General features: G+C 29.6%; 24 protein-coding genes. All 24 read right to left on the bottom strand.

Features of this window, described 5'->3' with window-relative positions; all coding sequences use genetic code 11:
• Positions 1-8: 8 nt before the first annotated feature.
• Complete coding sequence (locus ACZ49Z_RS15195; protein WP_464305148.1) at positions 9-251, bottom strand: MoaD/ThiS family protein; 243 nt, start codon at positions 249-251, stop codon at positions 9-11.
• Positions 248-814, bottom strand: coding sequence for a molybdenum cofactor guanylyltransferase (locus ACZ49Z_RS15190; RefSeq protein ID WP_464305147.1), 567 nt, complete (start codon positions 812-814; stop codon positions 248-250). Before ACZ49Z_RS15190 ends, ACZ49Z_RS15195 begins: the two co-directional genes overlap by 4 nt.
• The gene (locus tag ACZ49Z_RS15185; protein ID WP_464305146.1) at positions 814-1560 is read right to left on the bottom strand and encodes a sulfite exporter TauE/SafE family protein; all 747 of its coding nucleotides are present in this window, start codon (positions 1558-1560) and stop codon (positions 814-816) included. Before ACZ49Z_RS15185 ends, ACZ49Z_RS15190 begins: the two co-directional genes overlap by 1 nt.
• Positions 1554-1886 (bottom strand): winged helix-turn-helix domain-containing protein, encoded by a 333-nt coding sequence (locus ACZ49Z_RS15180; RefSeq protein WP_464305145.1) that lies wholly within the window; start codon positions 1884-1886, stop codon positions 1554-1556. The genes ACZ49Z_RS15185 and ACZ49Z_RS15180 overlap by 7 nt, the downstream gene beginning before the upstream one ends.
• A 51-nt stretch (positions 1887-1937) precedes the next feature.
• Entirely contained in the window at positions 1938-3107 is a 1170-nt protein-coding gene (locus ACZ49Z_RS15175) for a molybdopterin molybdotransferase MoeA (RefSeq protein WP_464305144.1), read from the bottom strand.
• A gap of 119 nt (positions 3108-3226) precedes the next feature.
• Positions 3227-4510: an alginate export family protein gene (locus ACZ49Z_RS15170; protein WP_464305143.1), complete on the bottom strand. Its 1284-nt coding sequence runs from the start codon at positions 4508-4510 to the stop codon at positions 3227-3229.
• 49 nt (positions 4511-4559) lie between these two features.
• Positions 4560-6380, bottom strand: coding sequence for a hypothetical protein (locus ACZ49Z_RS15165; RefSeq protein WP_464305142.1), 1821 nt, complete (start codon positions 6378-6380; stop codon positions 4560-4562).
• A 111-nt stretch (positions 6381-6491) separates the two neighbouring features.
• Positions 6492-6926 carry an OsmC family protein gene (locus ACZ49Z_RS15160; protein WP_045971630.1) on the bottom strand — a complete coding sequence of 145 codons (435 nt, stop codon included), beginning with the start codon at positions 6924-6926 and terminating at the stop codon, positions 6492-6494.
• A 77-nt stretch (positions 6927-7003) separates the two neighbouring features.
• Entirely contained in the window at positions 7004-7243 is a 240-nt protein-coding gene (locus tag ACZ49Z_RS15155) for a cytochrome C oxidase subunit IV family protein (protein WP_045971631.1), read from the bottom strand.
• A 91-nt stretch (positions 7244-7334) separates the two neighbouring features.
• Positions 7335-7910, bottom strand: a complete 576-nt coding sequence (locus ACZ49Z_RS15150; RefSeq protein ID WP_464305141.1) for a cytochrome c oxidase subunit 3 — start codon at positions 7908-7910, stop codon at positions 7335-7337.
• 3 nt (positions 7911-7913) lie between these two features.
• A complete protein-coding gene (locus ACZ49Z_RS15145) occupies positions 7914-9662 on the bottom strand; it encodes a nitric oxide reductase activation protein NorD (protein ID WP_464305140.1) in 1749 nt (582 codons plus the stop codon).
• Complete coding sequence (locus tag ACZ49Z_RS15140; RefSeq protein WP_464305139.1) at positions 9662-10441, bottom strand: AAA family ATPase; 780 nt, start codon at positions 10439-10441, stop codon at positions 9662-9664. The genes ACZ49Z_RS15145 and ACZ49Z_RS15140 overlap by 1 nt, the downstream gene beginning before the upstream one ends.
• Positions 10442-10472: 31 nt before the next feature.
• Complete coding sequence (locus ACZ49Z_RS15135; protein WP_464305138.1) at positions 10473-11057, bottom strand: SCO family protein; 585 nt, start codon at positions 11055-11057, stop codon at positions 10473-10475.
• On the bottom strand, positions 11054-11914 hold the full coding sequence (locus ACZ49Z_RS15130; protein ID WP_464305137.1) for a formylglycine-generating enzyme family protein: 861 nt from the start codon (positions 11912-11914) through the stop codon (positions 11054-11056). The genes ACZ49Z_RS15135 and ACZ49Z_RS15130 overlap by 4 nt, the downstream gene beginning before the upstream one ends.
• Positions 11915-11974: 60 nt before the next feature.
• A complete protein-coding gene (gene nirK, locus ACZ49Z_RS15125; RefSeq protein ID WP_045971641.1) occupies positions 11975-13420 on the bottom strand; it encodes a copper-containing nitrite reductase in 1446 nt (481 codons plus the stop codon).
• 9 nt (positions 13421-13429) lie between these two features.
• Positions 13430-14764: a cbb3-type cytochrome c oxidase subunit I gene (locus ACZ49Z_RS15120; protein WP_464305136.1), complete on the bottom strand. Its 1335-nt coding sequence runs from the start codon at positions 14762-14764 to the stop codon at positions 13430-13432.
• 4 nt (positions 14765-14768) lie between these two features.
• On the bottom strand, positions 14769-15224 hold the full coding sequence (locus ACZ49Z_RS15115; RefSeq protein ID WP_045971645.1) for a c-type cytochrome: 456 nt from the start codon (positions 15222-15224) through the stop codon (positions 14769-14771).
• Positions 15225-15470: 246 nt separating this feature from the next.
• Complete coding sequence (locus tag ACZ49Z_RS15110; RefSeq protein ID WP_464305135.1) at positions 15471-16028, bottom strand: fasciclin domain-containing protein; 558 nt, start codon at positions 16026-16028, stop codon at positions 15471-15473.
• Positions 16029-16114: 86 nt separating this feature from the next.
• A complete protein-coding gene (locus tag ACZ49Z_RS15105) occupies positions 16115-17326 on the bottom strand; it encodes a hypothetical protein (RefSeq protein ID WP_464305134.1) in 1212 nt (403 codons plus the stop codon).
• Between the two features lies 1 nt (position 17327).
• Positions 17328-17921: a Crp/Fnr family transcriptional regulator gene (locus ACZ49Z_RS15100; protein ID WP_464305133.1), complete on the bottom strand. Its 594-nt coding sequence runs from the start codon at positions 17919-17921 to the stop codon at positions 17328-17330.
• 1131 nt (positions 17922-19052) lie between these two features.
• Entirely contained in the window at positions 19053-20414 is a 1362-nt protein-coding gene (locus ACZ49Z_RS15095; RefSeq protein WP_464304430.1) for a transposase family protein, read from the bottom strand.
• A 191-nt stretch (positions 20415-20605) separates the two neighbouring features.
• Entirely contained in the window at positions 20606-21541 is a 936-nt protein-coding gene (locus ACZ49Z_RS15090; RefSeq protein WP_464305132.1) for an ornithine carbamoyltransferase, read from the bottom strand.
• Between the two features lie 370 nt (positions 21542-21911).
• A complete protein-coding gene (locus tag ACZ49Z_RS15085) occupies positions 21912-24362 on the bottom strand; it encodes a TonB-dependent receptor (RefSeq protein WP_464305131.1) in 2451 nt (816 codons plus the stop codon).
• Positions 24363-24499: 137 nt separating this feature from the next.
• Positions 24500-25234, bottom strand: coding sequence for a thioesterase II family protein (locus ACZ49Z_RS15080; RefSeq protein ID WP_464305130.1), 735 nt, complete (start codon positions 25232-25234; stop codon positions 24500-24502).
• Between the last annotated feature and the right edge of the window lie 2 nt (positions 25235-25236).

Raw genomic sequence — 25236 nt, 5'->3', positions numbered from 1 at the left:
TTTGTTTTTTATCCGCCTGCAAAAGGAGGTAATAATGCTATTGTATCGTTATTTTTTAAATTCATTTCTGATGCTGTAATAGATTTATTCACAGCAATTGCAAAAGAAACATTTTGTAAACCTGTATATTTTTCATGTAATTGTTGCATCAAATCGGTTGTTGTAAAATCTGATTTTTCAAGATTAAACAATTCTTCACTTGCATTAGTAATATCGGCTATTAAGCCAAAATATTTTATTGTTATCGTCATTTTATTAAATTTTGATAGTCTTCTTTTGTGTTGATGTTTTGCAATAAAGAATGCCATTTTTCAGGAACTTTAATTGTTTGATGTGGAATTGCTTCAACAACCATTTTTAATCTTAGTTGCTCTTTTTTTAAATGTTCATCAAAAACATGTACTGCTTTTCTATTATAAACCGCAATTAGCGGACTTGTTTTATCTGCAACTTTAACTTGTGTAATTAGTTTTTCATCATCAATATTAGCAATCAACCAAGTAATTATTTCAGATGAAATTAAAGGAACATCCACACTTAATACAATGTTTTGTTCTGTTTTAGAATGTGACAAAGCTGTAAAAACTCCACCAACAGGACCTTTATCTGGATATATATCTTCAATTCGATTACAGTTCAAAAAATCATAATCTGAATTGGCTGAAACAATCGTTATATTTTGAATAGCAGCTTCTTGTAAAGCTTTTACAATATGTGCAATAAAAACCGTTTCGTTTAAAAGCAACATCCCTTTATCAGAACCCATTCTGGAACTTTTTCCACCTGCTATTATGTATGCTGAAATGTTTTTCATTAAATAGTGTAAAGTTTAATAATTGCTATTCCTAAAACAAAAGCCAAGACATTTCGTAATACAATATTGTTGAATTTTTTACTTCCATAATACGCTCCAAATAATCCACCAATAAAAACTATTCCGATAAGTAGAGTAGAGGAAGTTGGTATTTCGCCTCCTTTTGAAAGAAATCCGAAAATACCTGAAATTGAATTTACAAATATAAATAAAGCTGAAACTGCAGCAGTTTGTTTCATGTTAGCCCAACCTAATAATAGTAAAACTGGACTTAAAACTATTCCGCCACCAATTCCTATTAAACCAGATAAGAATCCGATTATTGCTCCAATTAATAATGCGTATTTTATGTTTATTTCTTTTAATTCAGCCTTTTCTTTCCCGAAGAAACCTAATAATCGAAATACAGCAAATAATAATAATGTTCCTAATATGATTTTATAAATTTTAGAATCTACAGTTAGAAATCCACCTAAAAATGAGAAAGGAATAGAGGTAACTGCAAACGGATAAAATAAGTTCCATTTAAAGTTTTTCTCTCTATAATAAAAGTAAAATGAAATTCCCGAAACTAAAATATTCAAAATTAAAGCCGTTGGTTTCATGAATGTTATTGGCAATGCAAACAAGCTCATTAAAGCCAAATAACCACTTGCACCACCGTGTCCAACACTTGCATATAGAAAGGCAACTATAGGTAATAGTAAAAGTAATAAAGGTGAACTTAAAACTTCATTTACTAACATAAAGAATGCTTTTTTAATTGTTCATCTAAAAAGTTCCAACAATCTTTATTTATCGTTTCGAAAATAAGTACTAACGATTTTCCATAAGGAGTCAATGAAGTTCCGCCACCTTTTGCACCGCCAATTTTGGTTTCGATAATAGGTTGCTTTGTAGTTTTACTTACTTCATCAATTAAACGCCAAGCTTTTTGGTATGAAATTTTTAACGCTTTAGACGCTTTATTAAGCGAACCTGTTTCGTCAATCATTTTAAGTAATTGCACGCGGCCTTCACTTAAAAGAATTCCGTTATTAGATTCTATCCAAATTTTACTTTTGATTTTCAAAATAAATTTCTTTCGTTATACTTTTACAAAGATAACGAAATGAGAATGTTATTAAATATGATAAATGTCAACTTTTGAAGCTTTTTTTAATTCGTAGTTTCCTTCTGGAAGATGAATTAGACAATTGGAAAGCGCGAAAGTGTTTAGCATAGAGGATTGTTGGTGCGATAAAACCGAAACATTATTGTCTGAAAAAGTAGCTTTTAAAAATTGACTTCGCGTATTATTCACCGCTAAATCATGCGTCATTTCTTTTTGAACAAGATTGTTTTTAGGATTTGACTTTCCAGTGATGCTATGTAAAATGGGTTCGACATATATATAATAACACGTTAAACTTGCAGCCGGATTTCCTGGTAAAGCAAAAACCAACTTATCCTCTACTCTACCAGCTAATAGAGGTTTTCCTGGCTTTTGATTAACTTTATAAAATAACGTTTCTACTTTTAATTCTTCCAAAGCACTTTTAACAAAATCATAATCTCCAACAGAAATTCCGCCAGAAATTAATAAAATGTCATTTTCTTGAAGTGCTTTTTCAATACTGTTTTTGGTATTCGAAAAATCATCATTTACTTCGTAAGTTGTAATTACATCAAAATTAGCATTCAATAAAGCAGCTTGTAACATTATAGAATTACTTTCAAAAACTTTACCATGTTCTAAGGCATTCCCTGGTTTAATTAATTCATTTCCTGTTACAAGAATTCCAATGTTTGGCTTTTTAAATACCGTAACTGTTGTAATCCCTAATCCTGCTAAAAAGCCAATTGCTGCAGGATTTAAAAGAGTGCCTTTTCTAAGTGCAATTTCGTTTTCTTTTATCTGTTCTCCAATTGGTCGAATATTCGTATTTACACCAACACTTTCCTTTAAAAGTAGAACATTATTTTTACAAGTAGTTTTTTCAATTTGGATCACTGCATTTGCAGAATCTGGAACTGCAGCACCGGTAAATATCTTAATAGCTTCACCTGGTTTTAAAACCATTTTATGCGCATCACCAGCTTTAATTTCGCCAATTAAACTATACGATAACGAATCCTGTATATTTAAAGCATATCCATCCATTGCAGATTGTCTGAATGGCGGCATATTTATAGACGAATAAACATCGTTTGCCAAACAATAATTCAAAGCTTTTAGCAAAGGAAGTTCCACTTCTTTAGAATTCGGAATAGTATTATTTAGTATAGTCTTAGCTTGTTGTACGGAAATCATAATAGTGGTTTTGAATTTCAAATTTAAGATAAAATTAGGACAAAATTTAAAAAGTTATAAATCGAAAAAAGACTATGCCTAATGAATGACATAGTCTTTTAACTCTAACAACCAATTAACTATTTTGACGATGTAAATATTCTTGGGTTGATATTAATCATAACAAAAGCCCAATTATTATCTAATCCTTTATTTCCAGCTTTTAAAACTTCTAATGTATCCGAACCAAACATTTGTGAATATCCAGCTGAAATCCCAATGTTTTTATGTAATTCATAAGAAGCAAGTAAATCAATTTCAGTACCTAAATAACTATCCATTGTTTTTGTAACATCTGTTGGATCAATAACATCTGCAGCGGTCATAAACATATGAGGTGTTACACTAAATTTCCATTTATCTGAAGCATAATTAAATTTTAAGAAAAAATCTTGTAAACCAACCGTATTTTTATGATTTCCAACATAGAAGTAATCCATTAAACCATTGAAAGCGTGGTTTGTTCCAAAAATAGGATTGAATGATTTAATTTTATTATCAGTATCCGTTTGATCTTTACCCGATAATAATTCGTAACCAAGACCTGCTTTTACCTTTTCTGTGAAGGCATAATTTACGTTTAACCCAATATTATAAGCACTTACAGAAGTATTATTTGTAGCTAATCTGCTTTTACCTGTTTGTGCATAAATACCTAAATCGGCATCTAATTTATTTTTTTTGTATTTTAAAAACGTTCCAAAAGTTTGCATATAATCTACTTTCAAATCAGTAGTGATAGGCTCTTCATATTGAAAACCAGTATTTAAAGCCAATAAACTCATTTGCAATTCATTAAAATTTGTATGGTACCAAGCATATTGCATGTTTTTATAATTGGTAACATATAAATCGCGGTACAAACCTTCTGTATCTGCATTTAAAGCAGCTCCTAAGTCTAATTGATTTTTATCTTTTTTATAAGACACAACTAACGCATCATGACTTTGTCCTTGCTGAATCCAATCAATTTCTCCGAAAATTCTTTGATTATCGTAGGATATAACTTGTCTACCTAAACGAGCATTCCAAGAATCATTGAAGCTATATTGTCCCCAAGCTTCAAATAGCATTACACCATTTTTGTCATTAGTTGCCGTTGTTTTAACATCTCCCCAAGTTCTAACGTTTTGTAATGTAAGTTTTGCAGTTATTTTTTCTTCTTTAAAATTAAAGTTTAATCTTGTTCTTTGTGAAATAAATGAAGTTGGCAATTCGCTATCTAACATTAATCCTTTAAAACCATTTCTATATTCGTAACGTGGTCTAATTTGTAAATTTGCATCAATTTCTTGCGCAAATGATGTTATACCCATTAAGGCAAATATCGATAATGAAACCTTTTTTATATAACTTGTTTTCATATGTTATTATTTATTATTTTAATTTCTAAGACAAAATTAAAGCTAAGAATTATACTATTTGATGACATTTATCAGTTGCAATTATATTTTTTAATAGTTGCTCTTTATAATTTTCAAGTTCATTTAAAACGGTTTCATTTTCCATTTTAAAAAAATCTGTTTTAGAAAATATATTTTTATAATATTCTATTCCTTCTAGTATATTATTTTTAAAACTATTTACTTTTTTTAGTTGAGCATTTGTAATTTCAGTAGTATAGATATTTACCTCTTTTATAAAGTAATCTACATACATTTTAAGTTCATTTATAAATATATTTGGACGATTTGCATCTTTCAAAATATTTGTATTACCATAAATATGTTGCACCATCTCTTTTAGTGAAACTTCTTTGTTAAAATAGGCCAAATTTGGTCCTGGACAGATAACTACTCCTTGTTGTTGCCCTTTTATATCCATACCATTTTCCAAATAGGAAGCATTGGCTAAGCCAACACAAAGACAAGCTTTATCAGTAATCAACGATTTTTGATTTATAAACTCATTCAATGATAATTTCTTTTTGTTTTCTTCTAGTTCTTTTAACTTAATGTCTTGGTATTTTTTGGAAGCAGTACAAAGTCCAACGTCATCATATTGTTTGTTTAGGGCTAAGAACTTCTTCGGACAAGAGCTTCCTGCTTTATTATCGCTAATTCTTTTTTCTTTCCAAAAATCATTAGAAACGCCTTTAATAGAATTAAATGGAACACCAAGCGGAGAAATATTACTCAAATAAAAATCATCTACTTTTGCATTTGCTAACAATTTTCGAGTTTCTGTGTCTACTGAAGTAGCTTCAGGAACTAAAAGAAAAGGAGAACCCCAACCCACCGATTCTAAATTGTAATTTTCTAATAAAAACTCGTGTTCTTCAGCCGTTCCAACTCCGCCTTGAGCAGTAATTTTTAAAGGCAAAGGTTCTTTTGGAATTGGCATTTGTTTTATTTCTAATGCTTTTACAAATAAATCGTAAGTAGCATTAATTAATTCGGTTATTTTTGTTTTAAACTCTTCTAAAATTGGTCCTAATAATAAGCCATCCGTAGCAAATGCATGTCCACCACAATTTAAACCAGATTCAATTCGATATTCAGAAACCCAAAGTCCTTTTTTAGCTAAAAAACTTCCTTGAATTAATGCCGAACGATAATCACTTACTTTTAAAATTATTTTCTTTTTAAGAAATGCATTTTCATTTGGAAAGAAATCTGGGAAGTTTTCAAAATAACTATATAATCTAGGATTCATTCCAGCTGAAAGTACAACTGAAGATCTTAAATTACTGTTAGCAAAACCACGTAGAGCAGCATGTGCATCATTAAATTCTGTAGATAATTTTTCCTTTCCATTATAATTTTCCTTATCTACTTTTGTCATGATATTGACATCTATTTCACCTAATGAACTATTTTTTTCTAAAAACTTCCTTAAGGCATCTTTAAAACAGATGCCTTCATCTATAAATTTTTGCAACGTTCTTTTTACGTCTGATTTATTAGGAAGCAAAGCAATGTAGTTTTCTAAAGCTGATTTACTTTCTGTTAATTCGGTTTTAAATTTTTCAAATTTATCATTTACAATAGTATCCATTAAATTTAGATAATGGGTAATTCTTTCAGCACGATAATCATGAAATTTTTGCGTAATTTCTTGATAAGGAAGGCTGAATTTTTTGCTATAAAAGGCACGCATTTTTTCTATTAAATCATCGTCAGTTATAGAGACAACAGAAGAGATACCGAAATGTGCAATTCTAATTGGACTGTCTATTGTATACGCCAAGCCCATTACTGGAATATGGAAAGTATGATTGTTTTGTATTTTCATATAATTGTTCAATTTTGAAGCTACGAAAGTTGTAAAAATCATTGGAGTAAAGAATGATAATTATCATACTTACTGCGCAAAAGAGAATAACTTATATTATTTTCTAGATTTCTATTCAAATTTAAAGGTAGGATGTACTAAAACTTCTGTTTTAATAGAGTTTGAAATCAAACAAGCTTTTTCAGATTTTTGCAATATGCGTTCTGCTTTTTCAGTATCGTTTGGATCGCTAATTGTAAGTACTGGTTTAATAATAACTTGTGTCATTAAATATTTGCCTTCTACTTTTTCTAAAATACCATCTGAACTACATTCAAAATCTATAAAGTCAAATTTTGAAAATTCGGCAATAGCCAAAAAAGTAGTCATAAAACAACTTAAAATGGACGCTGTGTATAAATGCTCTGGTGACCAAATATTTGGAATTCCTTTGTCAAATTCTGGTGGAGTTGCGACTTCTATTATAGTTGGTAATTCGTTTGATGATAAAGTTCCTTTTCTATCTGAATTCCATTTTAAATTTACATTATAGCTATGCTTTTCCATTTTATATGTGTTAATTTTTGAATAACACAAATGAACGAATTAGTATTTTTTTTGATTATGATTTAAATCACAAAATATTAAATTATTAATGTTATAATTCCAATCAAAACGAATAAAAACAGACTTAAACTTACTTTCCAAGCTGAGTTTGCCTTTTTTAATTCCATAAACTGAAAAGTTACAACTAAAAACTTGATACTTGAAATTAGTAAAATTGCAATTGTTATAATTTTAGAGGTATTATTATTGGATAAAAAAGCAGTAAGTACTGTAAGAATGATAAGTACTATATATACTTTTGTTAATTGTTTTTTCATATGTAGATATTTATTGTTTTTTATTGGTCATATGCAATTTACAAGTCTTCTTTTGTGTTTATGACCAAAAACGTACATGCTTATTTCATTACTAAAAGATTAAATAAAGGATAGGAAAAAGCAATAACCAAATGATATCGCACATATGCCAAAATGTAGCTGAAGCTTCCACATCTTCAAGTTTTGCATTGTTTTTACGAATACTTTTCCCTGTTATAAAAAGAATTATAAGTCCTATTAAAACATGAATAATATGAAAACCTGTTAGCAACCAATAAAAAAAGAAAAAAGTATTTGTTTCTAAAGTAATTCCGTTTTCAATTTTTGTATAGTATTCAAAGCTTTTAAGTAATAAAAACAATACGCCTCCTAACATAGCAAGTTTAAAAAACAAATTCGTTTTCTTAGTATTCCCATCTTTATAAAAACTTACAGCATTTGCAATAAACAGACCGCTAGTAAGTAAAAATAAGGTGTTAATTGCTCCAATAGTTGAGTTAAGTTGTAATTTTGATTGATGAAAAACTTCAGGTTCTTCTGCTCCATAATAAACAAAAGCCACTAAAGCCATTCCAAAAGTAATCAGTTCTAAAAAGATGATTATCCACATTAAAATTCCACCAGGAGGATAATAAATATTTTTATAATCAATTGCTGTTTTATTCATTATTTAATGTTTAATTTTTTCGTAAAGCTTTACTAATGATTTTAATAAATCTTCTGGATGTGTTAATATTTGATAATGATTTTGTCCAAACATTAAAGGCAAATAATATTTTGCTTGTGCTTCTATAGCTAAAGCATACGTGTTTATTTGCTTTTGTTTTAATTCTTTTAGCGCTTGTTTTACATCGTGAATACCATACTTTCCTTCGTATTTATCATAATCGTTTGGTTTACCATCTGAAAGAAAAATAATCCATTTATTTTTAGAATCTCTTTTCTCTAACAAAGCACCAGAGTGACGAAGCGCAGCACCAATTCTTGTATAACCCTGTGGTTCAGCAGCACCAATTTTATATTTGGCTTTTTGCCAATCTTCATCAAAATCTTTTAAGGTTAAATAAGAAGCATAATTCCTTGTTTTAGAGTAAAAACAATTGATAGAAAAATCAATGTTAAACTCATTTAAGATTTCTCCAAATAAAATAGAAACCTGTTTTTCTACATCAATAATTTTATTTCCAGCAGCATAAGAATCACTTGAAAGACTAATGTCTAAAAGCAATAAAATAGAAATGTCTTTTTCTTTTTTTCGGTTAGATAAATAGATGTTTTCAGAAGGTGTTCTTTTTGATAACACATCGATAATCATATCAGTAGTTGCATCAATATCAAATACATCACCTTGTGATTGCCTATGATGTTGTTGCATTTTATTATTAACATTGGTCAACATTTTACGCAAACCATTTAAAACAGAAGCCTTCTCTGTGATTGTTTTTTTATAATAGTTAACATCCGTTTTTACTTGTGAAATTGGATATACTTTACAAAAGGAGTCTTTATATGCTTTTGAAGAATAATCCCATTCATTGTATTTTATATGATAGCCTTTCTCATCTCTTTCCGCACTTTCAGAAATGGTTGTATTTTCAATGAAATCAGCTTGATAAACAGAATGTGTAGTATCATCTACACGAACTGTAAATTTCATATTTAGTTCTTCTAAAGCTTCTTGGTGTTTTTCTAATTCATCTGAACCATCAAAATCTCTCCAATTACCATTAAATTCTTCTGCTGTTTCTACTTTTTCGAAACTATGTAGCAATACGTAATCTTCTTGTTGTTTTTTATCAATTGTAAGACTTTTTATTTCTTCAACCGGATTTGCTTTTAAAACGGTTGGTTCTTTTTCACCCGTTGCCTTTTTTGTTAGATCAGAAAAATTATTTAATGTTTTATCTACTTCAACTTCTGTACTATTTTGCATCCATTTTCCATACAACCAGCTATAATCTATCACTTCTTTTGTAGAGTAAAATGCATGAAAATCTTTATGTAAAGAGATTGTGATTGGAAATTCTTCTGATAAACTTTTTAAAACAACTTCCGAACATTCTAAAGCTTTACGTTGCGAATTTTCTAAAGTTTCTTCTTTATTTTCTTTCCAATTAAAATCTAGTTTCCTTTGTTCCGTTAAGTATAAAAGTCTGAAAAAGTAAAAAGAAAGATTTGCTTCATAGGTAGGAAAATCTCCGAAAGAAATGGGGAAAAAAAAGTTGTTGTCTTTATAACCGCCTTCTCGTTCTGCAGGAAATATTTCAATTACATCTGCAGTAATGGCTCTTGCTAAAATGGTTAACCGCGATTTTATATCTTCTAAATGAACCGTTCGATTGACCAAATCAACATCAACCTTTTTGTTCTTTTTGAAGAATTTTAAAACCTTGCTATATATTATTTCGTCAAGTTCCATTAAATCATTAAATTACATAAATCGGTTAAGGCTTCTGCTATTTCTAAATCGTCTGTTAAAGGTTCTACAATTGCTACTTTTACTGCTAATCTTTTAGGTAAATTAGTATGAATTAATTTTGCAGCATCAACCAATAAACGTGTTGAAACGGTTTCTGCCAAACCTAATTCGGTTAGATTTCTAATTTTATTACCAATTTTCACTAGTTTTTTAGCAATATCTGGGTCAATATTTGTTTCCTGAATAAGGATTTCAATTTCTTGAGAAGCTTCTGGATAAGCAAAAGATAAAGCCGTAAATCGTTGCTTTGTAGAAGGTTTCAATTCTTTAAAACCTCTTTGGTAACCAGGGTTAAAAGAAGCAACCAACATAAAATCTTCATGTGCTTTTACTGTTTCTCCTAATTTATCTATAAAAACCTCTCTACGATGATCGGTTAATGAGTGAATGGCAACGATAACATCTGGACGGGCTTCTGCTATTTCATCTAAATACAATATTGCGCCTTCTTTTACCGCTTTAGTTAATGGTCCGTCCATCCAAATGGTTTCGGCACCTTTTATGATAAACCTTCCAATTAAATCTGTAGAAGATGTTTCTTCGTGGCAACTAATTGTGATTAATTTTTTATCTAATTTATATGCCATGTATTCCACAAATCTCGACTTTCCAGTTCCTGTTGGACCTTTTAGTAAAAATGGAATTTTATTTTGGTATACACTTTCAAAAACTTCAATTTCTTTGTCAATTGGATGATAAAATGGAATATTTACGCTCATTTTGTTCATTTTTTGGATAAAATGGATTGGATTACTTTTTAACTGTTTCTAAAATTTTATCTATTGTTTCTTTATTATTTACACCTAAACCTTCTTGTTGATGAATCAATTCACCTTCTCTATTAAAAACGCTTATAATATTGGAATGTGAAAAATCTATAGGCGTTATTTTTTTATACTTTACAGCTAAAACATTTGCAAATTCTTGCACGGTAGTAGGGGTTCCTTGAAGAAAATTCCAATGCGATGCCTCCATAAAATTGTCTTTTGCAAATACTTTTAGTCGTTCTGGAGTATCAGTTTCAGGATCAATACTTACTAAAATGAAGTTTAAATCTTTTAAATCTTCTTTTGGAATTTTAGATTCTATATCGCGCATATCAGCTACTAATCTCGGGCAAGCAGCTTTACAACTTGTATAAATCATTACCATTACCGAAACTTTACCTCTAAAATCTTTAATTTCAAGCGTTTTATTGTCTTGATTTTTCCATTTACTAGTCAAATTAAAAATAGATTCTTCCGATATTGGAGTATTCTTTTGTTCAACAGTTTCTTGTTTACAACTTAAAATAAGGAAACTGAAAATTACGATGACTATAATATTTTTTTTCATTTTTCAATATTTTTAACGCATCTAAAACCTAAATTTTGTACCGAATAATTTGCCTTAATACTCCCTCTAAAAGCATAACGCATAAAAGCGGCATAGTTCATTAAATCGGTAGCATTTAAAGAACCACTTCCACAAAACAAACTGTTGTTTTCTGCCGAATCACTTCTAGATTCTCCAGTAATTAAAATAGAGTTGAAATCGGAAGTCCATTCCCAAACCAAACCATGCAAATCATAAATGCCATAATAATTTTTGAAGGTATGACCAACTTCATTTTGGTAGGTTTTTGGTTTTTCGTACCAATCTAAAATATTTTGGTTATAGGATTCAATTTCTCTTGCATCTGCCTTTGTTTCGTTTGCCATTGCTACATATTCCCATTCATCTACTGTTGCTAATCGTTTACCTTGGCAATCGCAATAGGCATTTGCTGCATACCAAGATACGTTTGTAACAGGACTGTTTGGTTTTGAATTTGTACTTAACAAAGTATCATTTTTCCATTTTACAAGATAATTTCCATCTGCAAATATTTTTTTAACTTTTGATTTTTGCCATTTTTTATTTTTCTTTACAAAATCAAGAAATTCTTCATTTGTAACAGGATATATATCCATAAATAAATCATTTACAATTACTTGCTCTTGATTTTTCCCATATAAAGGAACATAACTTCCACCTTTTACTAAAACCATTTCAGTTGTAACTTTAAAAGAGCTATATTGTTCTTGTTCTATAATTACATTTGAAATAGGATTAATTTCAATAGTTGTTTGTTCTTCACTTTTTTGACAAGAAACGATAAGTGTGAAGATTAATATGAATACCATTCTATACATTAATTTATGTTTTTTCATTATTAAAAAATAACCATGATAGTCACAATCAAGTACTATCATGGTTAATAATAGTACTAACTATTTATTCTCTTGTCTTATTTTAGCTACCATTTCTTTAGTAACTTCTTTTTTACTATTATCCCAAGTACTATATACATACGTTAAAACGTTTGCAATTTCCTCATCTGTTAATGTTTGTGCCGTCATAACACTATTGTATTTTTTACCATTAACTGTCATTTCTCCCGTTTTACCTCTAAGCACTATTTCAATTGCTCGATTTACATCTGCATTTAAATAATCTGATTTAGCAAGAGGTGGAAAAGCATTTGGTAAACCTTCTCCGTTTGGTTGATGACATGCAAAACAAGTTGTTGAGTAAATTGATTTCCCTTCTGCAATTCTTTCAGGTAAAGTTACAGCTATTGTAGGAGAAGCAGATTTATTTCCTGGCATTGTTTGAATTGTTCCTCCTTCTGGTAAATACACATTATCTGATTGTGTTCCAGAATAAATGGTTTTATTTTCATCTCCAGTTACTTTTAAAATTCCTAAACTACCTTTGTTAAATGTTCTAAAAATAGAATGATCTACAATTACTAATGATCCAGGTACGTCTACTTTAAAGTCTACAATTACTGCCCCTCCTGCAGGAACTAAAGTAGTTTGCACATTTTTATTAATCATGGATCCTCCTTCTATATGTACATTGTCGAAAATTTCACCAATAACATGGAATGAAGACACTAAGTTTGGACCTCCATTACCTACATACAAACGTACAGTTTCTCCAACTTTTGCAGTTATTTCATTATCTCCTGTTAGTGATCCTGTTTTTCCGTTGAAAACTACATAATCGGGTTCTTCTTTAATTGCTTTTGCCATATCGAAAGGTTGTAATCCTTTTTCGCCATAAGCACCTTTTGTATAGAAATCTCCTTGCATAACGTAGTACTCTTTGTCTACTTTTGGAAGTCCACCTGCTGGTTCAACCAAAATTAAACCATACATACCATTAGCAATATGCATTCCTACTGGAGCAGTAGCACAATGGTACACAAATAGACCTTCATTTAAAACTTTAAAAGAAAAAGTAACTTCGTGCCCAGGAGCAACAAATGAAGATGCTGCACCACCACCTGGTCCTGTTACTGCATGTAAATCAATATTATGAGGTAATTTATTGTCTGGGTGATTTTTTAAATGAAATTCAACTTCATCACCAACTCTAGTTCTAATAAAACTTCCTGGAACAGTACCTCCAAATGTCCAATACATATACTTAACACCATCGGCCATTTCACCTTCTTGTTCTAAAATTTCTAAATTAACAATAAGTTTTTTTGCTGGTCTGTCCCCTACAGGTTTTGGAACAAATGGCGGAGAAGTTAATTCTGCAATAATTGGTGCTCCTTCTGTTTTTATACTTGAAGGATCAATGACTACTTCGTTCTTCTCATTTGATTTACAACTTGCTAATAAGGTGATTACTGTAATAGCAAGTATTAATTTCATGCTTTTCATATATAAATTTTAATTAGTTTCTAAAGCTTCGTCTGTTGGTAAGCCGTATTTTATAAATTCGTAGATATACATTCCTATACCTACAGTAAACATTGTTGCACAGATTAATAAAACTACAAAGTGAATTGCAATTTCATTTTGAACATCCATGAAATCCATTTTTAATTTTCTTTCCATATATACTTGAGCAACTCCAGCTACACCAAAAGCTACAGTCATTCCAAGTATACCAATATTAGAAATCCAAAATGCCATATTTCCAGTTGTATTATTGTAACGTTTACGACCAGTTAAGTTTGGTAAAGCATAGCTAATGATGGCTAAAACAATCATTGCATACGCACCCCAAAAAGCATAATGCCCATGCATTGCAGTAACTAAAGTACCGTGTGTGTATAAGTTAGTTTGTGGTAAAGTATGTGCAAAACCTAATAAACCTGCACCTATAAAAGATACAATTGCTGCACCTATTGTCCAGAATAATGCTAATTTATTTGGATGACTTTTTTCTCCTTTACGATACATATTTACTGCAAATAATGCCATGGCTAAGAAAGCTAAAGGTTCTAATGCAGAAAATATACCGCCAACAATTAACCAAATTTTGTTTACACCAATGTAATAATAGTGGTGACCTGTACCTAATACACCAGATAAGAACGTTAATCCAATAATTACATATAGCCATTTTTCAATAACCTCTCTATCTACACCAGTAAGTTTAATTAATAAGTAAGATAAAATACCTCCCATAATTAATTCCCATACACCTTCAACCCATAAATGAACAACCCACCATCTAAAGAACGAATCCATTACTTGACTATCAAACCAAATCATTCCTGGAATGTAAAGTAAAGCTGCAAATACTAATCCCATTGTTAATACTAAAGCAGTAGTTGTTTTTCGTTTTCCTTTAAATAGAGTTCCTAAAATTAATCCTAAGAAAACTAATACGTTAACCACTACTAAGAAATCTAGTTCTCTTGGAATTTCTAAAAATTTCCTTCCTTCCCAATGATTAAAATGAAATCCTGCTATTGCAATTACACCTACAACTGCAAGAGAAATCAATTGAATATATGCCCATTTTATACTTATTAATTCGCGTTGCGCTTCTTCTGGAATTATATAATATGCTGCACCCATAAATCCAGTTAAAAGCCATACTACAAGCAAATTTGTATGAACAGCTCTTGCTGTATTGAATGGAATTATATCGTGTAAGCCTTGTAATCCTATTCGATCAAAGCCCATTATAAAGCCATAAATAATTTGCAACGAAAACAAGAGCATGCATAATGCAAAAAACCAATAGGCTACTTTTTGTGATTTATATTTCATATTCTTATTTTATTTTATGTTGATCTTTCATTTTATCTTTTGCTAATGGAGAAACAATTCTGTCGAATCCATTTAAATCAATATTGCCTATCCATTTAAAATAAGCGACCATTGCATCTGCATCTTCAGCGCTCATTTTGTAAGCGACCATTTTTCTTCCTTTTGGAGCCCAAGGTATTGGAGACATTAGGACTGCTTTTATGTAACCTTCTCCCCTCCGTTCAATTACTTTAGTTAATTCAGGAGCATAATAGCCACCTTCTCCCATTATACTATGACAACCCATACAGTTATTGGATTCCCATATTTCTTTCCCCTTAACAACATTTTTATCAATGTCTTTGTAGTTGGTTTGGTCATTTCTAGGCATAAAAGAATAAATAGTCAATCCAATAAATATTAGAAAAGTAACTACTGTTCCGCCTAAAAAAAACGCTCTTGCTTGAGATTTTGAAAGCATAGATTTATAGTTTTAGTTAGTATTTTATATAAAGGACTAATCTGTCTTTTATATAATCAAATTTCCTCATTTTATTCATTAAAAAATATGATTAGAATCATAGTAACAGAAAAAACAGGTACAAAAGTTGATTTTATGAAATTTATTTTTATGGTCGTGAAGCTAAAATGAAAAAAAGCATAGACTACGACAATCTATGCTTTTCAACTAAAAAAGAAGAATTGTATGAATTAATAATTAACTTTTTTATTTAGGTAATAGAACATCTCCAATTACATGGATTAAACCGTTTGAAGTTTCAATTGTTGCTACAACTTCTGAACCATTTACGAATGTTTTCTCTCCTTGTTTTGTGATTTTTACTTTTCCTCCATAGACCATATCATACTCTTGACCGTCTTGCATGTATTCAGTTTTTAGATTCCCTACATAAGTATGATAACCTAGAATGTTTTCCAAATCACCTTTTTTCTCTGGTTTTAAAAGTCCTTCAACTGTTCCTGCAGGCAATTTTTCAAATGCTGCATTAGTTGGTGCAAAAACTGTAAATGGACCAGCGTTACTTAATGAAGTTACCAAACCCGCAGCTTTTACGGCCGCAACCAATGTTGAATGATCCTTACTTCCTGAAGCAACTTGAACAATATTTGGATTAGAAACATCATCTTGCACTCCTTCTTGACCAATACTTAGATCGACTGTGTTATCTGAAGATGGAGTTTCTTGTGGAGTTTCAATATTTTCTTTACAACTAGAAGTAAGAAATATTAATGCAAGTGCTAAAAAGGAAAATGTTTTTTTCATAATGGTTGTACTTTAAATTTTACTATACAAAGTACCAACATAAAGACTGCAAATTTTATGAGTCAAATCATAAGAAAATAATAATTTTATTTTTCTTTACGATTAAAGCTAACTATTGCCAAAATACCTATAAACAATAAAAATGCAATACATAATAATACTTCATTTACATAGGGAAGTATTATATAATTAAATGAGGCTATACCTTGAATTGCTAAAACAAATTCGTTCAAAAAAATTCCAATTATAAAAATTGCTAACCCATTTCTTGTGAAACGATTTAGAACTACTAATTGGTTTGTATATATATAGACTAATAAAAATGATGAGATAATTGCTAATAAAACTAAATGTAAATAGGCAATAACTATTGGTCTAAATCCGAATGCTAACTTTCCTACTAATGGGACAGTTGAGCCCAATTGAAGAAACAGTTTGATAAACACACATAGCAAAATGCTAACATATATATATTTAAAAAGAGAAGAGTGTGAAAACTTCGAATTAAATGAATTAACAATTATTTTATAAAATTTTATAAATGCTACAATTTGTAATATAGCAGCAAATATTGCAATCAAATAAACCCAAAAAGGAAATTTCATCCAAAGAATAGAGAGTAGAAAAGCTGGAATACAACTAATGAAAAACCAATTAAATATTGTTCTATTAGCTTTTTCAAGTTGAAGATCTGGAACCAATTGCCCCACAAAAAGACCTATACAGGCAAACCAAAACCATCCATTGTATTGAAAATGTAAATAAAAATATATGGAAGACAAATAATAATCTTGCTGAATATTTTTAGTAGCCATCATAAAGGCCAATGCAAAAGTTCCAAAAGAAGAGATAATATTAAAAAATAACGAAGCCTTAAACCAATCTTTACTTAATGTTGGTTTCTTTATTAATTTCAAATCTTTTAAAAATAAATAGGCAAACCAAAAAGAAACGAAAAGAGATAGTGTAGAAAATGCAATTGAAATAAAGTTATATCCATTAAAGATAAAACTAAAAAGCATAATATAAGCACATACCAAATTAGCTATCAAAACTTTCTTGTATTTATTACTATCAAAATCGATACTAATTCTTGATAGAAAATGAACCATCAATACAAACAATGTTTGAGTAACCCAACCTGAAAAAGCAAAATGAGAATGAGAATGTTGTGTATTTTTTTGATGTATAAAAGGTAATTCAAAAACTATTTTATATCGCATTAAGAGTCCTAAAATTGCAACTAACAATAAATTTAATAATGAAAATTTAATCCAATTTGAAATTCGAAAATTCATATCAATAAAATAATTTATGATTAGTTATCTCTACTTTTTTATCTTTCTTCATCTTTGTTAATGTTCGGATTACTGTTTCTACTCTTAAGCCTGTAAAATCTGCAATCTCTTGTCGAGTAAAAGGAATTTGCACTTTAACAGTTGGAGTTGTACAGCTTTTTTTATAATTGTCTAAAAATGCATTTATTCTAAATTCAGGCTTTTGATTAATAATCTGTCTACTCGTAACTGCTTTTCTGTAGGCTTTAAATGCTAAAAGCTCTAATATTTTCTGATTAATTGCTGGATATTCATGAATAATCGTTAGAAATTTGTCTTTTGAAATTTTAATAACAACACAATCTTCGATAGCAATTGCTGTGCAAGGATATACTTCATTTATTAAAAGTGGTGGTTCACCAAAACTATTTCCTTTATAGAAAAGACCTTGAGTAAACTCTTTACCATCTTCATTTGTATTAAACATCTTTACCGTACCTTCAATGATTTGGTAATAAAATAATGCTAAATCTTCCTCATAAAAGATAACTTCATCTTTTTGATATTTTTTGGAAACTGCTCCCCATGTAAATAGTAAATCTAAATCTATTTGCATTACTAAACATTTTTTTGTCAATACAAATATTATTTTCCTTCTTAAAATAAAAAATGATATTTATCATATCTAATGTCTCAAATAAGAAAAATATGTTAAATAGAAGCAATAAAAGGAGTAAATAACAATTCTACTAGTATCAATACCTCCTTTCTCACTAGCCAAATGACCATCTTGGGTTTTGTAAAAAATAATATCCTCGATAGTACCTTTCAATTTAATTATGCCTTTTTGTCTAGTTATAACATCGAAAAATTTAATAAGTAAATCCCTTAATCATAATCCATATTGCAAAATTTCCGATTGATTATAAAGCAAAAATGAGATAAAAATCAAGCACCTTATATGTCACCCAATAGAATAAACGTCACTAAAAGACCTAACAATGATAAATAAACGCATCCATAACAACAGAAAACCAATTGAAAAATACTTATTTTTAGTTATATAAATAATATAAGGCAAAGCCAAGTAAAAAGTACAGATAGAGTATGAAAATGGAAGTAAAAAGAATATGCATCTATCCAAAGGATATACAACGCATTACAGGGAAGAGTTACCGACAAAGCATAGATTACTAGGCAATCTAAGAAAAGACTTTAATAAGCCCATAAAACAGCCTTGTTAGCGTTATAGAATTCTGTGAGTATACTGGTCTAAAAGTAGAACATGTCGAACCTCATATTATCTAAATACTAGTTTAAAAATTAAACTATTTACTTTCAATTCTAAAATATAATTCGTAAATTTATATCATATGATTTAAGTCAATTTGAATACTATAATGAGGTGGTAAAATCGGTTACCCTAAAATACTAACCGTTGTAAATCCTTATAAAATATGGATAAATTAGAGTAGACATGTTCTCTCCGACTCCACATTTTAAAATTCATTTTAAACTAAAAGCCTTTAAATCTTATGATTTAAAGGCTTTTTTTGTTTTTCAAAACAAATAGGCAAATTCAGAAGTAACAAGATTTTTTGAAAAATACTTTAAATAAAAACCTCAATTCATATTAATATAATTGAGGTTTTTTATTTTGTAGTAAAAATTATATGTTTTTATGATTTTTAAATTTGATATTTCTCAACAAGACGCACTTTTCCTATAAAGTATTTTTTTGAATACTTTACGCTGCTAGTTGTGTTTGATTTTTGTAAATTCTTCTTCCTATTTCTTTAGCATTAGCTGTATGTATTCCGAAAAAAATCCAAAGCATTTCACTTTTCTTGGTTCTAGCTTTTATCTTTCGTAAATTATAGTGCTCTTTTTCTTTGCCAAAACTACCTTCTAATCGAGTAGCTCTTTCTTTTTTAATTTCTGAGGCTAGCTTCTTTCTATGCTCTTCGTGTTTTCCAGCTTTTCCTTTTCTAACAAAGTCTGTTTGTATGTTATTTGTGGACGAAAAAGTTCTGTTTTTATTTGTGGCATAAATAGCATCAGCTCCAGTAATTCTTACTTTAGTTTTAGTTAGATTTTGTGCGCAAAATATACTGTTTTGAAATCGAGTTCCTTCGTTAAAGGCACGGTATTCTATATGTTCTATAAAATTGATTCCATCAATTTGAATTTTATTTACTTTTGCTCCAAATTCTACTTGTTTTACTTCTTTACCACGCACAATTGGGCGAATATAACTTTTATTTATGCTAACAATTCTATCGGGAACGCTTTTTCCTGTTGCAAAAATTTTTGATTGTTGTTGGTAAATAAGACGGATTATTCTGCGTTGTTTGCTGTATTTTGTGGTTGGCTCAAAGGAATATTGATTTTCAATTTTACTCAATTCTCCATTAAGTTTATATAATAATTTCAGAAGACCACGAGTCATTTTTGTTCGTTGCTTTGCTGTTTTTTTTCTTTTTCTAGAATACTCATTGTAGCGTTTACACCAATCAATATATTTGGTTCTTGGAAGTTTTATTTTTAAAATTCCACATAATGATTTCATTTGATTGTAATTCCACACAATACATTCCCAAAGTAGTTTCTCATTGGTAGGAAAACGCAACTCACTCTCATAACAAGTGGCATCTATCAAGACTTTGTCTAAATCATTCATATAAGGTAGCCAGCTTTTAGCTAATGTTTCTTGAACTTTTCGAACATCTAATTTTTTGGCTAATTCCATTCTTATTTGGCTAACTATTTTAAAATTTGTAAGCGGGGAATCTAGAGGTAATACAATATCACAAAAGTATTGCATGTAAACATTTCCGTTTAACAACTCGATTAGTTTAGCATCAGAACAACCATAATAGTTTTTTAGCATCATCAAGGCAATCTTACCTTTAGTACTAAAAATGCAATCTGGACCTTTTTTGCACGCTTTCAATTTAAAACTTTGAGAAAGTTCTGAAAAAGGTGTAGCTAGATGAATTTTACCTAAATCAGACTTTAGAAATTGCTCATAAAAAACATTAAAATCTTCATTGATAATATTTAAAGGCAATTTGTGCTGAAATTCACTTATTCGTATTATTTTTGACATACATATTTAAAAGAAAACCCCGTTTTTGACTCTTTTTGAGCATTCTCGGGGTTTGTTTCTTCTAAAATACAAATTAAATAACTGATAAGCAAGTATTTATTTAATTGTGAATGTGCCCAAATATACGTTAGACTTTGTCATAAAAAATTCAAACAAAAGTTTTTATTTACTGCTTAAGACTCCAAAAACAATTAAATACACCATTCAAGTACAGCTTTTGCACTATGCAATTTATTTTCTGCTTGTTTAAACACAATACTTTTATCACCATCAATTACAGAGGCTTCAACTTCATCGCCTCTATGAGCAGGAAGATCGTGCATAAAAATAGCGTTAGGATATTTTAACATTAATTGATTTGTTACAGCAAATGGTTCAAATATTTTTCTCCAATTAGGATCCGACTTAACAGTTCCTGTTGTTTGCCAACGGGTTGTATATATAATATCTGCATAATTAGGCAATAATTTAAGGTCATGAAATTCTTCAATAATTGTATTTCTTTTGGCACCTTCTTCTTTAGCATATTTTAAAAGTAATGGATCTATATTATAATTCGGAGGCGTAAAAAAACGAATTTTCATATTTGGAAATTTAGCTATTGCTAATGCTAATGCTGTAGTAGTATTGTTACCTTCACCAAAATATAAAATTTCTAGTCCAGACAATGTGCCAAAATGTTGTTTCATAGTTGTTAAATCAGCTAATGCTTGAGTAGGATGTTCATCAGCTGTCATTGCATTCAAAATAGACATACTTTCTTGATTTGCAAAGGCTCTCAATACATCTGGACTTTCTGCAGTTCGCAACACCAAACCATCTAACATTCTAGAAAGAACATTCAAAGTATCATCCATAGTTTCCCCTGTATTCAATTGTAAATCATTAGGTCCATAAGCAATGACTTGAGCTCCTAATCGTAACGCAGCAGTCGTGAAGGCAGTTCTTGTCCTTGTAGAAGTCTTTTTAAAATAGATTCCTATTACTTTTCCTTTTAATTGTTCCCCTAAAGGTATATGTCCATCTGAATATTCGATACCTCTATTTATAATATCGAGTGTTTCTTGTGGAGATAAATCTGTTAAAGAAATAACATGCTTTCTTTTTTTTATTGCTAGTGAATTCATTGTTTTTTAGTATTTAATTAGTATTTATGAACCACCCTTTTTGTGATGGTATCAATAAGTATTTTCAAATAGAAATGTAAGTTTAAGATTAAATATTAATATATTCTTTTGTTAAAAAAATATTTTGTTATATATAATGGAGTTATTTTAAATTTTAGATTACTGATTTGGTTTAGTATTAATAAAATTAATCCGAAAACAACAGAGAAACATAAAAATTTCACTTCACAACTATTGTATTAGTCATATTGAATGTTTAGGATTGAAAACAGATTAATATGAAGTTACACTTTGCAAAAAGTTCTAAATAGGCAAATAGGTTTACTTATTTTTCAAGAAATTTTCACTTTTCAACAATTAATATAAACCATTAATTCAATCTGTTTTTCTCTTCCCTTGCAGTATCTCTCTTTTTTGCAGATTCTAGTTTGACATTTCCAAACTTATAAGTCAAACTTAATCGGATCACACGGCTATCATAGGTCCTAAATACGTTGAAGTTACTTCCAGATTGGCTACTATTAACGCCTCTACCGCCCCATGTATTCAGTATATCACTAACAGATAGTTGTACGTTCATATTGTTATCTAAAAATTTCCTATTAACTCCTAAATCGATCCCATAAAAAGCATCTAGATTTAACACTCCATATACATTTGGTGATATATAATTTGCTCTAAATTCTGCCGATGATCGATCATCTATCGTAAAAGAATGATTACTACTTGCTTGCCAAGCCATTTTTTCTAATTGCACTGGAGCACCTTCAATATTATTAGAGTTATATTGGTTATAAAACATTGAAAAATTATTATAAGTTTCCCACCAATTGGCAATTTTTATAGGAGCATTTATATTTAAACTATAAGATTTGAATCCGTTAAGATTTGCATCTGTTTGTGAGATTGAATTTGTTACTGGATCAGTTAAAATTATATTTGCAATAACATCTTCTGTATTACTATAATTTAGATCCAATTTATATTTATTTTTTAACATATAACTTAAAGTATAAGAATCTGTATATTGTGGATTCAAAAACGGATTTCCAAAACGGAAAGTATATTCGTCAATATAATACACAAAAGGATTTAAAGAAGCATAATTAGGTCGGTCAATTCTTCTTCCATAACTTACATTTATTGTATTGCTTTCATCAATCTTTTTTTGCAAAGAAAGAGTAGGAAAAAGATTAGTATAGGTTTTACTCACTATATTGTTATTGGTAACAGAGTTACCTTTCGATTGTGTTCTTTCTGCACGCAATCCCACCTGCATTGAGTAGGAGCCAAATTGTGAATTATAGTTTACATATCCAGCTGTAATTTCTTCTCTGTATATGAATTGATTACTTCGGCTTTCATCATTTACATAACTTCCGTCCATTTCTAAAGTATCAAACTGAAGTACATTATCCGTTTCTACTGAACTAAATTTTAATCCAGATTCTAATTTTGATTTTTCATTCAAAGGAAGAGACAAATCTGCTTTTCCAACATGAATAGTTGCGTCTTGTGGTGTTAAGTTTCTGAAATTATTTGGATCACGAAACTCTGTTCCATTAGCGTCTAAAAAACGGTTTCCAAATTCAAAACTTTCATCTTTATTGGAAAGTGTATAATCGTAACTCATGTTTAGATTTGAACCAATTGTATCAAGTTTTAATTCGTAATTTAAATTAAACGTTAAATATTTGTTTGGATATCTTCCAACTGTTGACCCTACAACAGTTGAATCCAATTGTTGCATTTGTGAACCTATATCGTTTCTAGCTCTAATTCTAGAGTTTCCTGTGACTAAATTGCCACTTGCCATGAAGCCTAAAGTACTTTTTGGAGTTACATTGATATCGGTTCCTACTTTAAAATTATGTATTTTAAATCGATATCTTTCAAATGACGATGAAGTAAAGAAAAGTGATTCTCCTGATAATTGGGTAAATCTATCAATATCTATAGTTCCAAAGTTTACATTGTCTGAGTAATCGTAGCTTCCAAAAAGATTGACTGATTTGTTTCTATGATTCATAGCTATTCCCCCATTTGTCTTCCTGTACACCCCTTGACCATAACCCAAATTGACATTAACATTAGTTCCTTCATCTTTATTTTTTTTCATAATAATATTAATAATTCCTGCATTTCCTGCTGCGTCATATTTAGCAGGAGGATTTGTCATAATTTCGATGGAATTGATATTACTTGACTGTGTAGATTCTAAAAGAGTAGTCAATTGTTCTGGTGAAAGATAAGTTTGCTTGCCATTAATTAAAATTAACACATTCGTTTTCCCCACCAAACTAAGCGTTCCATTTCTGTTACTCACTCCTGGTGCTTTATTTAAGATATCTAATGCTGTATTTCCTGTAGCTAATATGCTATTTTCAATATTTAAAACAATTTTATCTGCTTTGTTCTGAATTAATGCTTTCTTTCCTGTTAATGAAATAGCATTTAACATAATACTTTCTTCTTCTAACTTGATAGAACCAAAATCTTTTTGTTGATTTTGTTCAAGCACAAAAACCTCTGATTGATACGTTTTGAATCCAATAATACTTATAGATAAATAATAATTCCCAGAGGATAAATTTTCTAAAGCAAACACGCCTTCTTCATTAGTTATGGATCCTTTTGCAATACTTGCATCTGAAGAGTTAAATAAGATCACATTTGCATAGGGTAAGGTTTCATTATTAATAGTCGTTACTTTTCCTACCAACTTAATACCTGGTGTAGTTTGTCCTACTACTTCATTAGTTAGAAGAATTAGAAGACATAATAATATATTTGATAAGACTAATTTTTTTGGTGTTTTCATGTTTATTTTTTTAAAGAGAGTTTCTAACCCTTAAACTTTTTAGTGTATAATTAAAGTATTAGTAAATAAGTGATGTGTTTTATTATAAAAATTATTTTACTAACTAAAATTCATTTAATCTAGCATTTTTATATTTATTAATATTTTATGACGTGCTTTTCAACACCTAAACTATCGTTAATAATTTCTATAACAGCTTGTTGTTGATCTAACAAAAAGAAATGTCCCCCTTTAATGTAGTGAACATCACATTCCTTTGTAGTATGAAATTTCCATTGCTCAGCTTCTTCTCTAGTTATTTCTTCATCTTGTCCAATGAGTGCAGTTATGTTACAGGGTAAAGGAACAATAGTAGGCCTGTCAACAAAAGTTTCTGCGATTGTAAAATCGCTTAATAGTAAAGGACTGAAAATAGCTTTTAATTCAGGATTTTTAAAAATTTCTGGTGGTGTTACCCCTAAAGACAAAACCGCTTCTTGAAATTCTAATGCAGTCATATCTCTATAAAATTTTTCTGTTTTTGGAATGTGTACGGGTTTTCTTCCAGAAAAGAATACATGCAAGGGAAGTTTTTTGCCTTGCGTTTGAATTTTTTGAATCAATTCATAAGCCAATAGAGCGCCCATACTGTGCCCAAAAATAGCATAATCTGATTCAAAAAAATCATTTTTTACTATATTAAATATATCATTTACAGCTTCTTCTAAATTTGAATAAGGTTTCTCTGTAAAACGATTTCCTCGTCCTGCCAAACTAATTGGACATAATTCTATGTTTTTGGCTAATTTTGTTTCCCAGTCATTATATATACTTGACGCTCCTCCTGCATATGGCAAACAAAATAATTTAATTTTTTTTTCAACTTGTTTCATTA

This window comes from Flavobacterium sp. KY-23415 (assembly GCF_055384985.1).
The sequence above is the reverse complement of the archived record's forward strand: the minus strand, read 5'-3'. Positions and strand labels throughout refer to the sequence as shown.

What these genes read in the sequence shown, in the direction of transcription:
- ACZ49Z_RS15145 (WP_464305140.1), bottom strand. Translation starts at nt 9,662, where the DNA reads ATGGAACTTGACGAAATAATATATAGCAAGGTTTTAAAATTCTTCAAA.
- ACZ49Z_RS15175 (WP_464305144.1), bottom strand. Translation starts at nt 3,107, where the DNA reads ATGATTTCCGTACAACAAGCTAAGACTATACTAAATAATACTATTCCG.
- ACZ49Z_RS15190 (WP_464305147.1), bottom strand. Translation starts at nt 814, where the DNA reads ATGAAAAACATTTCAGCATACATAATAGCAGGTGGAAAAAGTTCCAGA.
- ACZ49Z_RS15090 (WP_464305132.1), bottom strand. Translation starts at nt 21,541, where the DNA reads ATGAATTCACTAGCAATAAAAAAAAGAAAGCATGTTATTTCTTTAACA.
- ACZ49Z_RS15155 (WP_045971631.1), bottom strand. Translation starts at nt 7,243, where the DNA reads ATGAAAAAACAATTAACAAAAGTATATATAGTACTTATCATTCTTACA.
- ACZ49Z_RS15170 (WP_464305143.1), bottom strand. Translation starts at nt 4,510, where the DNA reads ATGAAAACAAGTTATATAAAAAAGGTTTCATTATCGATATTTGCCTTA.
- ACZ49Z_RS15115 (WP_045971645.1), bottom strand. Translation starts at nt 15,224, where the DNA reads ATGCTTTCAAAATCTCAAGCAAGAGCGTTTTTTTTAGGCGGAACAGTA.
- ACZ49Z_RS15150 (WP_464305141.1), bottom strand. Translation starts at nt 7,910, where the DNA reads ATGAATAAAACAGCAATTGATTATAAAAATATTTATTATCCTCCTGGT.
- ACZ49Z_RS15130 (WP_464305137.1), bottom strand. Translation starts at nt 11,914, where the DNA reads ATGAAAAAACATAAATTAATGTATAGAATGGTATTCATATTAATCTTC.
- ACZ49Z_RS15100 (WP_464305133.1), bottom strand. Translation starts at nt 17,921, where the DNA reads ATGCAAATAGATTTAGATTTACTATTTACATGGGGAGCAGTTTCCAAA.
- ACZ49Z_RS15160 (WP_045971630.1), bottom strand. Translation starts at nt 6,926, where the DNA reads ATGGAAAAGCATAGCTATAATGTAAATTTAAAATGGAATTCAGATAGA.
- ACZ49Z_RS15105 (WP_464305134.1), bottom strand. Translation starts at nt 17,326, where the DNA reads ATGAATTTTCGAATTTCAAATTGGATTAAATTTTCATTATTAAATTTA.
- ACZ49Z_RS15110 (WP_464305135.1), bottom strand. Translation starts at nt 16,028, where the DNA reads ATGAAAAAAACATTTTCCTTTTTAGCACTTGCATTAATATTTCTTACT.
- ACZ49Z_RS15165 (WP_464305142.1), bottom strand. Translation starts at nt 6,380, where the DNA reads ATGAAAATACAAAACAATCATACTTTCCATATTCCAGTAATGGGCTTG.
- nirK (WP_045971641.1), bottom strand. Translation starts at nt 13,420, where the DNA reads ATGAAAAGCATGAAATTAATACTTGCTATTACAGTAATCACCTTATTA.
- ACZ49Z_RS15080 (WP_464305130.1), bottom strand. Translation starts at nt 25,234, where the DNA reads ATGAAACAAGTTGAAAAAAAAATTAAATTATTTTGTTTGCCATATGCA.
- ACZ49Z_RS15085 (WP_464305131.1), bottom strand. Translation starts at nt 24,362, where the DNA reads ATGAAAACACCAAAAAAATTAGTCTTATCAAATATATTATTATGTCTT.
- ACZ49Z_RS15185 (WP_464305146.1), bottom strand. Translation starts at nt 1,560, where the DNA reads ATGTTAGTAAATGAAGTTTTAAGTTCACCTTTATTACTTTTACTATTA.
- ACZ49Z_RS15140 (WP_464305139.1), bottom strand. Translation starts at nt 10,441, where the DNA reads ATGAGCGTAAATATTCCATTTTATCATCCAATTGACAAAGAAATTGAA.
- ACZ49Z_RS15135 (WP_464305138.1), bottom strand. Translation starts at nt 11,057, where the DNA reads ATGAAAAAAAATATTATAGTCATCGTAATTTTCAGTTTCCTTATTTTA.
- ACZ49Z_RS15095 (WP_464304430.1), bottom strand. Translation starts at nt 20,414, where the DNA reads ATGTCAAAAATAATACGAATAAGTGAATTTCAGCACAAATTGCCTTTA.
- ACZ49Z_RS15195 (WP_464305148.1), bottom strand. Translation starts at nt 251, where the DNA reads ATGACGATAACAATAAAATATTTTGGCTTAATAGCCGATATTACTAAT.
- ACZ49Z_RS15120 (WP_464305136.1), bottom strand. Translation starts at nt 14,764, where the DNA reads ATGAAATATAAATCACAAAAAGTAGCCTATTGGTTTTTTGCATTATGC.